Here is a 13,330-nt window from a genome sequence, read left to right as displayed (position 1 = left end):
CAGGTGCTTGCCCTGATCACCCGGCGGCTGATGACGGCCATACCGACGCTGCTGGTGATCATCTTGGCGTCCTTCTTTCTGATGCGGCTGGCGCCCGGTGGACCGTTTGACGGGGAACGCCCGCTCGATCCGGCGACGCAGGCGGCCTTGCAACAGGCTTATGGTCTGGACCGGCCGCTCTGGGAGCAGGCCTGGCTCTATATTTCGCGGCTGGTCCAGGGAGATTTCGGACCTTCGCTGGTCTATCGCGATTTTACCGTATCGGAACTGATCGCGCAGGGGCTGCCGATTTCGCTAACGCTCGGAGGGCTGGCGATAGTGCTGGCACTGATGATCGGGGTGACGGCCGGCCTGTTTGCTGCCGTGCGGGCCGGGCAGGCTGCGGACAAGACGATCATGATGCTGGCAACGGTCGCAACCGCGCTGCCGACCTTTGTCACCGGACCCGCGCTGGCGCTGTTCTTTGGTCTGTGGCTCGGCTTGCTGCCGGTATCGGGAACGGGACAGGGCGCGGCCTGGCTGATCATGCCGGTCGTCGCCCTGGCGCTGCCGGTGTCGGGGGCGATTGCCAAACTGACCCGCGCCGGTCTGGCGAGCGTGCTCAAGCAGGATCATATCCGCACAGCGCGGGCGCGGGGACTGCCCGAGGTGAAAATCCTGTTCAAACATGGCCTTCGGCCCGCTCTCGTTCCCGTCGCCAGCTATCTTGGTCCGGCGGCGGCAGGGCTGCTGACCGGGGCCGTGGTGGTGGAAACCGTCTTCGGACTGCCGGGGCTTGGCCGCTATTTTGTCCAGGGCGCGCTCAACCGCGACTATCCGCTCGTGCTCGGTGTGGTCACGCTCTACGCCGCGCTGATCATATTGTTCAATCTGTTTGCCGACCTGATCTACGGCTGGCTCGACCCCAGAATGCGGGAGGGCTGAGCGCATGCTGAGACGGCATTTCCCGCTTGCTCTGGTGCTGCTGATTGCCGCTCTGGCGCTGTTGCTGCCGTTCCTTCTGCCCTGGAGCTATGACCAGATCGACTGGGATGCTGTCCGCGCGCCGGCCTTCAGCGGATCGCATATATTCGGCACCGATGACATCGGCCGGGATCGCCTGGCGCGGTTGGCAGCGGGCACCCGGATCACCCTGATGGTGGCGATGGCGGCGGCGCTGGTGTCGCTGGTCGTGGGCATCGCCTGGGGCGCAACCGCGGGCTGGATCGGCGGCAGGGTCGACGAGCTGATGATGCGGATCGTCGATGGTCTCTATGCGCTGCCCTTCATGTTCATCGTGATCCTGTTGATGGTGGTGTTCGGACGCTCGATCCTGCTGGTCTTCGTCGGTATCGGGCTGGTCGAATGGCTGACCATGGCGCGGGTGGTGCGGGGGCAGGTGATGGCGCTGAAACAAAGGCCCTTCATCCTCGCGGCGGAGGCGGCCGGGACCCCCTCCATTACGATTATGATACGCCATATATTACCCAATATCGCGGGCGTCGCTCTCGCCTATCTGATGCTGACCGTGCCGCAGGTGGTGATGGTTGAGAGCTTCCTCTCCTTCCTCGGACTGGGCGTGCAGGAGCCGCTGACTTCGCTCGGCATATTGGTCAAGGAAGGCGCCGATGACATGGATATGGCTCCGCTCGGCCTGCTGCTGCCCGGCGGCTTGCTGGTGCTGATCCTGGTGTGCCTGACGATAGAGGGCGAACGGCTGAGAGACCGTTTCTCATGAGCCTCTATGAAATCCGTAATCTGGCGGTCGATATCGCGGGCAAGCGGCAGGTCGAGGATGTCAGCCTGACTGTCGAGGCGGGAAAATGCACGGCGATCATCGGGGCGTCCGGTTCCGGGAAAAGCCTGACCTGCCTGACGCCCTTCGGTCTGACTCCGGGCACCGCTGCCGGTTCGATCAAGCTGGATGGTGTCGACCTCCGCACAACGGATGCCGGCCACCTGCGTGATATTCGCCGCAGATTGGCTGGCTTCGTATTTCAGCAGCCACTGACCGCACTGACACCGCATTTGTCTGTTGGCGCGCAATTGCAGGAAGCGACGATGCAGGCCGGAGCAGCACGGCCGTCGCGCCGGGAACTGGCACAAAAGCTGGAGCGGGTCGGCCTCGCGCGGGCGGACGAGCGACTGGACCAGTTCCCGCACCGGCTGTCCGGTGGCGAACGCCAGCGGGTGATGATTGCTGCGGCCATCGCCCATGATCCCAAATTGCTGATTGCCGACGAACCGACCAGTGCGCTGGATGCTTCCTTGCGCCAGGAGATCATGGACCTGCTCGACGCATTGCGCGCGGAACAGGGACTCGGGATGCTGCTGGTCAGTCACGACCTTGCCTCGGTCGAGGGCCATGCCGATCAACTGGTGGTGATGGAAAAAGGGCGGCTGGTGGAAATGGGCCCGACTCGGGAAGTCATCGCCCATGCAGCAGAAGATTATACCCGGCGCCTGATCGCCGCCACGCCGCGTCTGGACGAAGCGGCACCGAAGCTCAGCCGGCCCGGCGACCTGTTGCTCGAAACCCTAGATGTCGGGGTCGAATTTCGCCGGCCCGGCTGGCGTCGCGGCACGATTCATGCGGTGGCAGAAGCAGGTCTCACGATCGGACAGGGCGAATCGCTGGCGCTCGTCGGCGGTTCCGGATCCGGAAAATCCACGCTTGGGCGGGCGATTGCCGGCATCGGCCCGGTGACCAGAGGAAAAATCCTGTGGGAGGGCGCGCCGCTGCCCGAGCGCCGCAAGCGCGATCTCGATATGCGCCGGCTGATCCAGCCGGTCTTTCAGGACCCGGTCGCCAGTCTTGATCCGCAATGGCGGGTCGGCGATATCGTGACCGAGCCTTTGCAAAACTTGCGACCCGATCTGACGCGTGCCGAACGGAGCGAAATGGCCCGCCAGGCGCTGTCCGAGGTCGATCTTGCGGAAGAGTTTCTGGCCCGCACACCGGCCAGCCTTTCGGGCGGGCAGGCGCAGCGGGTCGCGATTGCGCGAGCGATCATTGCCTCTCCCAGGCTTCTGGTGCTGGACGAAGCGACCTCGGCGCTCGATCCGCTGGTCGGAGCCGAGATCCTGCAGTTGCTCCGGCGGCTGCAGGCCGCGAACGGTTTGAGCCTGCTGTTCATTGCGCATGATATCGCTGCCGCGCGGCGATTGTGCCACCGGATCGCGGTTATGGAAGAAGGCCGGATTGTCGAAACAGGGCCGGTTCAGAGGGTGATCGATCATCCCCGCCATCGGGCAACGCGAAAGCTGGTGGCCGCCAGCTAAAAAAAGGGCCGCCCGGTTGTCCGAGCGGCCCCTTGTTTCAGCGTGACGATTTGTGAATTTAGAAGGATACGCCGAGAGTGAAGACGAATGCAGAGTCGGTGAAATCTTTCTGTGCCGGGGAATCGTCGGTGTCCGTATAGGCCACTCCCAGCGTCAGGTTTTCGCTGATTGCATAATCGACGCCCAGCGACCAGTCGATATAGTTGCTGTCGGAGCCTTGCAGCGTGCTGAGGAAGCTGTCGCCATCCGAATAGCCCAGATGGGCATTCACGGTGACTGGAGTGTCGGGAATGCCGGCGCTCAGGTCGGTGTAAAGATAGATATTGTCTTCATCCGCCAGAGCGCTTTGACCGCCCCAGGCATAGGCTGCGCCAACCGTGGCTTCCACCGGGCCGAGAGTTGCCGAAAGCGATGCATAAGGCTCGAAGAAGTCGGTTGCACCGCCGCCAACGCCGCCGGCGTCAGGGTAGAAATAATAGAGAAGGCCGACATCGGCAGAAATGCCGGATGCGATCTCACCGGACCAGCCGCCGTAGATGTCAAGCTCTGTACCGCCGGCAAAGTTGATCGAAGATCCCCAGGTGCCGATGTAAAAGCCGCTTTCATGGCCGATATCGATACCGCCCTGAATGGCTACGTCGCCGCCCGACTGGGCAACACCGCGAAAGCGATAGTCACTTGTAACTGCCGCGTTGCCCGAAATCGTGATCGGGCTGGCAGATTCTTCCGCGTCCTGCGCCAAGGCTGGAGCAGCGGTAGAGGCTAGCAAGATGGCCGAAAGGCCTAGAACAGTTGATTTGGCTTTTCCGCCAAGATTAGCTTTATTGGACGTGCGCATGGAAATCCCTTTCTCGTTAATGCGTATCGCCCCTCCTACTTTTTTGTTTCCGCTGTTATTATATTGCGCCAGATGCCCCGAACGCGAACAGTCTCTAAACATGCCCAAGAAAGCTGCTCCATATTATTGCGCTGCACAAGAAAGAATATGGCAGCAAAGATGACATAATTCTGAAATGTTGCACTTGCGCCACATAGTTGTTTTTGATCGCTTAAAAATTAGGCGGATTTGGGTGTCGGTGACTAATAAAGCGTCAACCGGGCTGACACGGGGAGTGCGGGCCATGGGTTCTCGGCTGTCTCTTTAGTCGCCCGCACTCGATTCTGTCGGGGCGGCCAGAGGCTTTGATCCGGCTTCGAGCGTGACGGTTCCGCCTTGCGGCAGCGACTTGATATGGACATCGCGCTGCGGGAACGGGATTTCGACGGCATGTTCCTTGAACAGGTCCCACACGCGTTTCAGGATCGCCGCCTTGAAATTTCCGACGCCCGATTGCGGGTCCTTGATCCAGCAGCGGATTTCGAAATTGACGCTATTGTCGCCAAATTCGAGCATCCAGACAACCGGCTTGGGATGGTTGAGCACGCGCGGCACGTCGACGCAGGCCTGCTTCATCAGATCAATCGCCTGATCCATGTCGGTATTGTAGGATACGCCGACCGGGATGCTGATCCGCACATTTGGGCTGGAATAGGACCAGTTTTCCACTTCCCGCGTCATCAGATCCTCGTTCGGGATCAGATGTTCCTTGCCTTCGCGCGTGAGCACCGAGACGGCCCGGACGCCGATCTTGTTGACCCAGCCATATGTATTGCCGACCGCGATCACGTCCCCTGGCTTGATCGAACGGTCCATCAGCAGAATGATCCCGGCGATCAGGTTGCCGATGGTCTTCTGCATACCGAAACCGATGGCGAGACCAAAGGCACCGGAGAAGACCGCCAGGGCGGTGAGATCGATTCCGACCACGTCGAGGCCGAGCACAAAGGCCCCGGCCAATATCGCGACGGTGGCCAGTTTCTGTCCCAATACTTTCTGGGCGCCGTCGAGTTCGCTGTTGCTGATGATATAGGCCACCAGCTTCATCAGCACGCGGGCCACCGCCAGCAGGATGACGGCGGTCATCGCCAGTGTGACGATCCAGAGCAGAGATATCCGCCTCGAGCCAATGCCGAATCCCACCTTGTCCAGCGCCAGGGTGATCGGTTCGATGCCGCCGACCAGACCCGATCCGATGCTCACGAACAGGGCGAGGCCGATTGTGGTGCCCAGCCAGTTGGGCATCCGCACGCCACGGATCAAGTCATTGGCGAACAGGCCGACAGTTATCGCGATCGTGAGCGAAAAGACCACCTGGGCGATCAGATGCCACGGGTAGAACGCGAGGAAAATGCCGCACAGAATGAACGTCGTGGCCCGCCGGGTCATGTCGCGGATGCGTCGGCCGGCCAGCTCGCTTTCGTAGCCTGCGCGCGCTTCCCACAGGTGGCGCAGCTTGGGGCCGATATATTTGCTGAGATACCAGCCCAGGGTCAGGGCGATCGCGACCAGCCCTGCAGCGACGACCCCCTCGATATACTGGACGTTGCGCGGCGTGTCGGGAGCCAGCATTTCCAGATATTTCAGAGCTTGGTCAATCATGGCTTGGCACTGTGATAATGTTCAAAGCCTTTGGCAAGGTCCGCTATCAGATCGTTCGGGTCTTCCAGGCCGATATTCAGCCGTACCAGCGGACCCTTTCCGGTCCAGCTGGTCGCGGTCCGATGCTTGGCGGGATCGACCGGCAGCGCAAGGCTTTCGAAACCGCCCCAGCTGTAGCCGATGCCGAACAGGGTGAGCGCATCGATGAAAGCGGCGCGCGACTGGTCGTCGCCATCTGCAAGCTCGAATGAAAATAGTCCCGATGCTCCTTTGAAATCCCGCTTCCATATATCGTGGCCGGGACAATCGGGCAGAGCAGGGTGGAGGACCAGGCCGACTTCCGGCCGCTCTTGCAGCCAGGAGGCTATTTGGAGAGCGCTGGCTTCATGCTGCCGCAGCCGGACATCGAGCGTCCGCAATCCGCGTGCGGCCAGATAGGCGTCATCAGGAGAGACCACTTGGCCCAGTTGCTGGGCGGTACGGCGGAGCCGGGTCCAATATTTGCTATGCGTCGTAACCGCGCCCATCATCACGTCGCTATGGCCGACAATATATTTTGTCGCGGCGGTAATCGCGATATCGACGCCATGTTCCAGCGCCGGAAAAAAGCGCGAAGTCGCCCAGGTATTGTCGAGCAGGGTGACGATACCCGCCGCGCTGGCCGCCTCGCAGATAGCGGGCACATCCTGCACCTCGAAGGTCAGGCTGCCCGGGCTTTCCATCAAAATGGCTTTTGTGTCGGGTCCGAACAGGCTGGCAATATCGGCGCCGATCACCGGATCATAATAGCGCGCCTTGATGCCCATGCGTTTGAGAAAGGCATCGGCAAAACTGCGGCTCGGGTCATAGCTGCTGTCGGTGAGCAGAATTTCGTCGCCGGGTTCCAGCACTGCAAGCAACGAACAGGAAATGGCAGCGACACCGGACGGGTAAAGCATGGTCCCGGCGGCTCCGGGTTCCATTTCCGTCAGCGCTTCGGCCAGAGACCATTGGGTCGGCGAACCGCGGCGGCCGTAAAAGAAACGGCCGTCGTCATTGGACTTCATGCCCTCCCGAAGGTGGGCGACATCGTCATAAAGATGCGTGCTGCCGCGCCATACGGGCGGATTGACAACGGCTCCGGTCCAATTTTTCTGGCGACCCCCGGTGACAACCTGGGTCGCTGGTTTTTTCGAACCGGAGTCGTGATCTGCCAATTATAGTTCCAGCGGCGCCGGCATGTTCAGACGGATTCTTTGGGAGTATCGGCGTCGGCGCCCCATTCGGCCCAGCTGCCGTCATACAGCGCGGTCTTCTCTGCGCCCGCAAGAGCGGCAGCGAAGGAGACCACCGCCGCGGTCATGCCCGAACCGCAGGTTGTAACCAGCGGCTTGGCAAGATCGACACCGGCGTCGCTGAAGATCGCCTTGATCTCGTCGCTGCTTTTCCAGGTGCCGTCGGCATTGAAGAAGCTGCTGTGCGGGATATTGGTCGAACCGGGAATATGTCCCGAAGCGATTTCGCCACGCGGGTCTGGTGATTCGCCGCTGAAACGGTCGGCCGGGCGCGCATCGACGACCTGTTCGTCCTTGCTGTGCAAATTGGCCAGCATATCGGCCTTGGTGCGGATGTCCTTGTCGTCTTTCCAGACGGTGAAATGCCGGTGGCGTAACGTTTCCTTGCCGGTTTCCAGCGGCCGGCCTTCGGCTTTCCATTTGGCAATGCCGCCGTCGAGGATAGCGACTTCATGCGCCCCGAACATGGTCAGCATCCACCAGGCGCGGGCGGAACTTTTCAGCGGGCTGTCGTCGTAAAGGACGACGCGGCTACCATCGCCCAGTCCAAGAGACTGCATGCGGCTGGCGAATTTTTCTGCAGGTGGGAGCATGTTTTCAACGGGATTGCTGCTATCAGTCAAATCGCTGAGGTCCATGAACACGGCACCGGGAATATGGCCCGCTTCATATTCGGCAGCCGGGTTGCGTCCGGCATCCGCCATGAATTTCGTCGCGTCCACGATCCGCAGATCGGATGCGCCTAGCTCGTTGGCCAACCATTCGGTCGTTACCAGCAATTCCATATTAAACTCCTCATGTCCGCAAATATTTGCGTTGTTCCAGCCGCCGTTTAGCGACTCGATTTCAAGCCGTCGAGGCTATAACGCATTGCCTGACGAATCCACCGCTTATGTGGTTTTTCGGCAATTCAGTTTTCCTCCAGTTGATCGAGGAACCTTTTCGCCTGCCGGCGAATATCGTCCCGCGTTTCCGATTCCATTTTTTCCCAAGTCCGGTACGGCATCACCAGGCGATTGTTATCGGCCAGCCTGTTCTGGTTGCGGTCCAGAAAATCCCAATATAGCGCGTTGAAGGGGCATGCCCTCTCACCAACACGCTTTTTCACGTCATAATGGCAGCTCTGGCAGTAATCCGACATTTTGTTGATGTAATTGCCGGACGAAGCATAAGGTTTGGATGCGATGATGCCGCCGTCGGCAAACTGGCTCATGCCCAGCGTATTGGGCAGTTCAACCCACTCATAGGCGTCTGCATAGACTTCCAGATACCATTGGTGGACCGCCTGCGGTTCCAGACCCGCGATGAGCGCGAAATTGCCGGTTATCATCAACCGCTGGATATGGTGGGCATAAGCCAGGTCCAGCGTCTGCCCGATGGCTTCGGACAAACAATGCATATCGGTGTCGCCCGAATAGTAAAATTCCGGCAACGGCCGTTTGGCCTCCAGAAAGTTGCGATCAACATATTCGGGTCCCTCGCGCCAGTAAATGCCGCGCATATATTCACGCCACCCGATGATTTGCCGGATGAATCCTTCCGCGGCGTTGAGCGGCACATCGCCATTCCGGTAGCGCTGTTCCACCTCGTGACAGAGATCCAGCGGGTCGAGAAGCCCTGCATTGATATAGGGAGACAGAATCGAGTGCCAGAGAAACGGCTCTCCGCTGAGCAAGGCATCCTGATAATCGCCGAACTTCGGCAAAGCCTCATCCAGAAATTTGCGCTTTTGCCGCATGGCTTCTTCATGGGTTACGGCAAAGTGGAATTGGTCCAAAGATCCCGGATGGCTGGGAAATTCTTCCGCCACCATGGCCAGAACCTGCTCGGTTAGGTCATCTGGCCGAAAGCGGATCGGCTGGGGAATGGACAGGTCGCCCCTGGCTGGCTTGCGATTGGCACTGTCATAATTCCATTTGCCGCCTTCCGGTTTGCCGTTCCGGTCGAGAAGGATGCCGGTCTTTCGCCGCATTTCGCGGTAGAAATACTCCATCCGCAGCTGCTTTTTGCCCTCTGCCCAATTGGTGAAATCCTGATGCGTCGCGATAAAACGGCGGTCCGGGCACACAGAGACCGGAATGGCGAACTGGTCCTCCCAGTTTTCGATCATAGCCATGACCCGCCACTCACCGGCCTCTGTAATCCGTATCCGGTCGATGCGATGCCGCTCCAGCGCTCGTGCGATTTCTCCGGAAAAGCTGCCGTGGTTATCGGGGTCGGTTAGGTTCACATAATCGACGGACCATCCCCGCTCTGCCAGCGCCTTGGCATGGTGGCGCATGGCCGACAGGATATAGGCAATTTTGGCCTTGTGGTGCCGGACATAGGTCGTTTCGTCCTCGACCTCCATCATCAGCAAGATGCAGTCTTCCGGATTTTGTCCCTTTAGGGACGAGATATCCATCGAGAGCTGATCGCCCAATATCGGTATGAGAATTTTCTCTGACATGGCGGACATCATGTACAAACAGGCGGCTTTTGACGATCTGTGCTTTGGGGCAATATGAAAATGGTGCTGGCTAATGACATGGCGCGCGGGCTGCCCTAAAAGACTGGCATGACCCATGATGACACCCAAAAACCCGCACCGAAATTTCTGGGACAGGACAGCGCACTTCCTGCTTCGCCTGAGAGCGCCGTGCTCGACTATGTGCCCAACCCGCGCGCCGGCGAGCTCTATCTGACGCGCTTTGCAGCGCCCGAATTCACTTCGCTTTGCCCGGTCACCGGCCAGCCGGATTTTGCGCATCTGGTCATCGACTATGCGCCGGGAGAGACCATCGTTGAATCCAAGTCGCTGAAGCTGTTTCTGGGTTCCTTTCGCAATCATGCCGCCTTCCACGAAGATTGTACGGTCGGAATCGGCAGGCGCCTTTTTGACGAAATGAAACCCCAATGGCTTCGGATCGGCGGCTATTGGTATCCGCGCGGCGGGATACCGATCGACATTTTCTGGCAGTCGGGCGAGCCGCCCAAGGGCTTGTGGGTACCGGATCAGGGCGTGGCCTCCTATCGGGGCCGTGGTTGATGCCGCATAAATTCTACGGCGGGCCGCTTTCCCTCTATTCGGGCAAGGCGCGGGCCTATCTCGACTGGAAAGGGGTGGATTACGAGGAGTTTCTCAGCACCACCGAAGTCTACAAGACGATCATCGTTCCCAAAGTGGGGCGTCCCGTCATTCCGGTAATGGTGACCGAAGAAGGGGAAACCCTGCAGGACACAACGTTGATCATCGATCATTTCGAAGCCGAGGTCGGCGGGCCGTCCGTCTATCCCGACACGCCGAAGCAGCGGCTCGTGGCGCTGCTGATGGAAGTATTCGGCGACGAATGGCTGGTGATCCCGGCGATGCACTATCGCTGGAACTATAATGAAGAGTGGGTCTACGGCGAATTCGGCGCCGTCGCGGCGCCGGAAGCCAGCAAGGAAGAGCAACTGGCCATCGGCCGCGAGCGCGGACAGACGTTCAAGGGCTTTTGCCCGGTACTGGGCATTAACGCGCAGACAATCCCTGCAATTGAAGCGAGCTACGAAGCGCTTCTGGCCGATCTCGACCGGCATTTCGCGCGATATGATTATCTGCTCGGTTCACGGCCCTCGATTGGCGACTATGGCCTGATCGGCCCGCTCTATGCCCATCTCTACCGCGATCCCGCATCGGGCGAGATCATGAAGCGGCTGGCGCCGAAAGTCGCCCAATGGGTCGAACGGATGGTGGATGTGCGCGAGCCTCTATCCGGGGAATTTCTGGCCGATGACGAGGTTCCGGAGAGCTTGCTGCCGGTACTGGAGCGGATGATGGCGGAGCAGATGCCCTTTCTGCAGCAAGTCGCCGATATGTTTGCCACCTGGGCCGAGTCCAATCCCGATACGGAAATACCGCGTGCCGTCGGCATGGCGGACTTCAGGATTGAGGGCGTGACCGGACAGCGGATCGCGCCGCCGTTCAGCTTGTGGATGCTGCAGCGGCCGCTCGACTATTATCGGACCTTGCCGGATGCGGACAGGGCTGCGGTGGATGATTTCCTGTCGAATATTGACGGAGCAGCGGCTTTTTCGGACTTCACGATGCATCAGCCCCTGGCGTTCGAAAAGTTCAAGCTGGTCCTCGGCTGATATCGTCCGGCTGGCCCTGATTCGGCGATAGAATCCAGTTTGCCCTATCAATCGGTCCCCGCTGATCTTATATATTGCTGATATGAGCAGCAATTCGCACCATCATAACATCGCAATCGAACCTTCGGACATCGATTTCATGGGTCATGTCAATAATGCCAATTATCTGACGTGGGTGCAGGATGCTGTGGTCGCGCACTGGCAGAAATTTGCGCCTTCCGAAGCGGTCGCTGCCCATCTCTGGGTCGCGATCAAGCACGAGATCACCTATCGCAAGCCGGCCTTTCTGGAAGATGACGTCATCGCCGAAGTGTTGCTGGAAAAAGTCCACGGCGCGCGTGCCTTTTACAGCACGATCATTCGCCGCGGCGAAGAAGTGCTCGCCGAAGTGCAGTCGAGCTGGTGCTGCATCGACGCTGACACGTTGCGCCCGACCCGTCTGGCGAAAGATATTGTCGCCCGCTTTTTCGGGTAAAATCTCGCAGCGTTCCAGTCCGCCCGCACGGCGATAGTCAGCCAGCCATCAGCGCATCAGGCCACCGATCAGATTGCGAACAAAGCGCCCCGCCACGGGACCGGCCAGATCTGTCACCACTGAACCCACTGCCGAAGTCACGCCGGTCCGCATCGGATTGGCGCGCGATTTCTTGCCCAACATGGTTGAGGCGGCCATGCCCGCGGCTGAACCCATGGCGACCTTTGCCCCGCGGCTGAGCGCCTTTTCCCAGATACTCTTGCTCTTGCGCGGCTGTTTGCGGACTTCCTCTTCGCCTTTTTCCTCTACTTCCTTCGCCGTTGCCGTGGCGTCGATCACCTTTTGCGCGAGTATTTCCTCGGCGCTGTGCCGGTCAACCTCTTCGTCATATTTGTTTTCATAGGGCGAGATTGAATTGATGATGGCGCGCTCTTTTGCCGAGATCGGTCCCAGCCGTGACCGCGGCGGTTTGATCAGCGTGCGCTGGACAATCGACGGCGCACCGTCTTCCAGCAGAGTGGAGACGAGCGCTTCACCGACGCGCAATTCGGTAATGGCTTCCTCGACATCCAGTTCGGGGTTGATCCGGAATGTGTCGGCCGCCGCCTTGATCGCTTTTTTATCGCGCGGAGTGAAAGCGCGCAGAGCGTGCTGCACGCGATTGCCAAGCTGGCCGGCGACTTCCTGGGGTATATCAACCGGGTTCTGGGTGACGAAATAGACGCCGACGCCTTTCGAGCGGATCAGGCGCACGACCTGTTCGATCTTGTCTTCCAGCGCTTTCGGCGCATCGTCGAACAGCAGATGCGCTTCGTCAAAGAAGAAGACCAGCTTCGGTTTTTTCGGATCGCCGACCTCCGGCAGGCTCTCGAACAGTTCGGCGAGCAGCCAGAGCAGGAAGGTTGCGTAAAGTTTCGGGCTGCGCATCAGCTGGTCGGCGGCGAGGACGTTGATATAGCCGCGACCCTGGTCGTCGCATTTCAGAAAATCGTCGATTTCCAGCGCCGGTTCCCCGAAAAACTGGCCGGCGCCTTGGCTGTCGAGCTGGAGCAGCTGGCGCTGGATCGCGCCGACGCTGGCCTTGCTGACATTGCCATATTTGGCGGACAGCTGTTTCGCATTTTCCGCGGTGTAGGCGAGCATCGACTGCAGATCGTCAAGGTTCAGCAGCAGCAATCCTTCTTCATCGGCAAAGCGGAAGACGATATTGAGCACGCCCTCCTGCGTGTCATTCAGGTCCATCAGGCGGGCGAGCAGCAACGGCCCCATTTCGCTGATCGTGGTGCGGATCGGATGGCCCTGTTTGCCATAGAGGTCCCAGAATATGGCCGGATTGTCGGAATAGGCATAATCCTCCATGCCGAGTTCCTTGGCCCGTCCTTCCAGCTTGTCGGCATGTTTGAACTGGGGAGAACCGGCCATCGAAATGCCCGCAAGATCGCCTTTTACATCGGCGACGAAGACCGGGACGCCATTGGCGGAGAAGCTTTCGGCCAGCCCCTGCAGCGTGACCGTTTTACCGGTGCCGGTTGCGCCCGCGATCAGGCCGTGCCGGTTGGCGCGGGAGAGATTGAGGCTTTGCCGTTCGCCGCCGCCCAGTCCGAGAAATATTTCTGTTGCATCGGCCATCGGCGGATCCCCTCAATCATATTGCAAAGCTGGCCTCGACTTGACGCAAAAAAAAGGCCGGCGTCAAGCGCCGGCCCTTTTCTGTTACATCTGTTT

At 59.6% G+C, this 13,330-nt stretch carries 12 protein-coding genes; 6 read left to right on the top strand and 6 right to left on the bottom strand.

The window, feature by feature from the left end:
- Positions 1-3: 3 nt before the first annotated feature.
- From CHN51_RS02925 to CHN51_RS02915, 3 genes are read left to right on the top strand one after another with little or no spacing between them, the layout of a single operon-like run.
- Positions 4-924, top strand: a complete 921-nt coding sequence (locus tag CHN51_RS02925; protein WP_100092677.1) for an ABC transporter permease subunit — start codon at positions 4-6, stop codon at positions 922-924.
- Between the two features lie 4 nt (positions 925-928).
- On the top strand, positions 929-1,717 hold the full coding sequence (locus tag CHN51_RS02920) for an ABC transporter permease subunit (protein WP_100092676.1): 789 nt from the start codon (positions 929-931) through the stop codon (positions 1,715-1,717).
- Positions 1,714-3,261 carry an ABC transporter ATP-binding protein gene (locus tag CHN51_RS02915; RefSeq protein ID WP_100092675.1) on the top strand — a complete coding sequence of 516 codons (1,548 nt, stop codon included), beginning with the start codon at positions 1,714-1,716 and terminating at the stop codon, positions 3,259-3,261. The genes CHN51_RS02920 and CHN51_RS02915 overlap by 4 nt, the downstream gene beginning before the upstream one ends.
- Before the next feature lie 58 nt (positions 3,262-3,319).
- Here the strand turns inward: CHN51_RS02915 and CHN51_RS02910 are convergent, their stop codons facing one another.
- The 5 genes from CHN51_RS02910 to CHN51_RS02890 all read right to left on the bottom strand — a co-directional run bounded on the left by CHN51_RS02910 (position 3,320) and on the right by CHN51_RS02890 (position 9,463).
- Entirely contained in the window at positions 3,320-4,099 is a 780-nt protein-coding gene (locus CHN51_RS02910) for a TorF family putative porin (RefSeq protein WP_100092674.1), read from the bottom strand.
- 303 nt (positions 4,100-4,402) lie between these two features.
- Positions 4,403-5,740: a mechanosensitive ion channel domain-containing protein gene (locus CHN51_RS02905; RefSeq protein ID WP_100092673.1), complete on the bottom strand. Its 1,338-nt coding sequence runs from the start codon at positions 5,738-5,740 to the stop codon at positions 4,403-4,405.
- Positions 5,737-6,936, bottom strand: coding sequence for a cystathionine beta-lyase (gene metC, locus CHN51_RS02900; RefSeq protein ID WP_100092672.1), 1,200 nt, complete (start codon positions 6,934-6,936; stop codon positions 5,737-5,739). The genes CHN51_RS02905 and metC overlap by 4 nt, the downstream gene beginning before the upstream one ends.
- Positions 6,937-6,962: 26 nt before the next feature.
- On the bottom strand, positions 6,963-7,799 hold the full coding sequence (gene sseA, locus CHN51_RS02895; protein WP_100092671.1) for a 3-mercaptopyruvate sulfurtransferase: 837 nt from the start codon (positions 7,797-7,799) through the stop codon (positions 6,963-6,965).
- A 125-nt stretch (positions 7,800-7,924) separates the two neighbouring features.
- Positions 7,925-9,463 (bottom strand): cryptochrome/photolyase family protein, encoded by a 1,539-nt coding sequence (locus CHN51_RS02890; protein ID WP_100095394.1) that lies wholly within the window; start codon positions 9,461-9,463, stop codon positions 7,925-7,927.
- A 108-nt stretch (positions 9,464-9,571) separates the two neighbouring features.
- Here CHN51_RS02890 and queF point away from each other — a divergent pair, with 108 nt between their 5' ends.
- From queF to CHN51_RS02875, 3 genes are all read left to right on the top strand, one after another.
- A complete protein-coding gene (gene queF, locus CHN51_RS02885) occupies positions 9,572-10,042 on the top strand; it encodes a preQ(1) synthase (protein WP_100092670.1) in 471 nt (156 codons plus the stop codon).
- Positions 10,042-11,130 (top strand): glutathione S-transferase, encoded by a 1,089-nt coding sequence (locus CHN51_RS02880; RefSeq protein ID WP_100092669.1) that lies wholly within the window; start codon positions 10,042-10,044, stop codon positions 11,128-11,130. The genes queF and CHN51_RS02880 overlap by 1 nt, the downstream gene beginning before the upstream one ends.
- Before the next feature lie 82 nt (positions 11,131-11,212).
- The gene (locus tag CHN51_RS02875; protein ID WP_100092668.1) at positions 11,213-11,605 is read left to right on the top strand and encodes a thioesterase family protein; all 393 of its coding nucleotides are present in this window, start codon (positions 11,213-11,215) and stop codon (positions 11,603-11,605) included.
- A gap of 48 nt (positions 11,606-11,653) precedes the next feature.
- Here the strand turns inward: CHN51_RS02875 and CHN51_RS02870 are convergent, their stop codons facing one another.
- Positions 11,654-13,234, bottom strand: a complete 1,581-nt coding sequence (locus CHN51_RS02870; protein ID WP_100092667.1) for a helicase HerA-like domain-containing protein — start codon at positions 13,232-13,234, stop codon at positions 11,654-11,656.
- Between the last annotated feature and the right edge of the window lie 96 nt (positions 13,235-13,330).

This window comes from Sphingorhabdus sp. YGSMI21 (assembly GCF_002776575.1).
Lineage (GTDB): Bacteria > Pseudomonadota > Alphaproteobacteria > Sphingomonadales > Sphingomonadaceae > Parasphingorhabdus.
This window is presented reverse-complemented; position numbering and strand designations above follow the sequence as displayed.

Bases quoted from the DNA above. Each gene is read 5' to 3' on its own strand.
- CHN51_RS02920 (WP_100092676.1), top strand. From the start codon at position 929: ATGCTGAGACGGCATTTCCCGCTTGCTCTGGTGCTGCTGATTGCCGCT.
- CHN51_RS02915 (WP_100092675.1), top strand. From the start codon at position 1,714: ATGAGCCTCTATGAAATCCGTAATCTGGCGGTCGATATCGCGGGCAAG.
- CHN51_RS02910 (WP_100092674.1), bottom strand. From the start codon at position 4,099: ATGCGCACGTCCAATAAAGCTAATCTTGGCGGAAAAGCCAAATCAACT.
- CHN51_RS02905 (WP_100092673.1), bottom strand. From the start codon at position 5,740: ATGATTGACCAAGCTCTGAAATATCTGGAAATGCTGGCTCCCGACACG.
- sseA (WP_100092671.1), bottom strand. From the start codon at position 7,799: ATGGAATTGCTGGTAACGACCGAATGGTTGGCCAACGAGCTAGGCGCA.
- CHN51_RS02890 (WP_100095394.1), bottom strand. From the start codon at position 9,463: ATGTCAGAGAAAATTCTCATACCGATATTGGGCGATCAGCTCTCGATG.
- queF (WP_100092670.1), top strand. From the start codon at position 9,572: ATGACCCATGATGACACCCAAAAACCCGCACCGAAATTTCTGGGACAG.
- CHN51_RS02880 (WP_100092669.1), top strand. From the start codon at position 10,042: ATGCCGCATAAATTCTACGGCGGGCCGCTTTCCCTCTATTCGGGCAAG.
- CHN51_RS02875 (WP_100092668.1), top strand. From the start codon at position 11,213: ATGAGCAGCAATTCGCACCATCATAACATCGCAATCGAACCTTCGGAC.
- CHN51_RS02870 (WP_100092667.1), bottom strand. From the start codon at position 13,234: ATGGCCGATGCAACAGAAATATTTCTCGGACTGGGCGGCGGCGAACGG.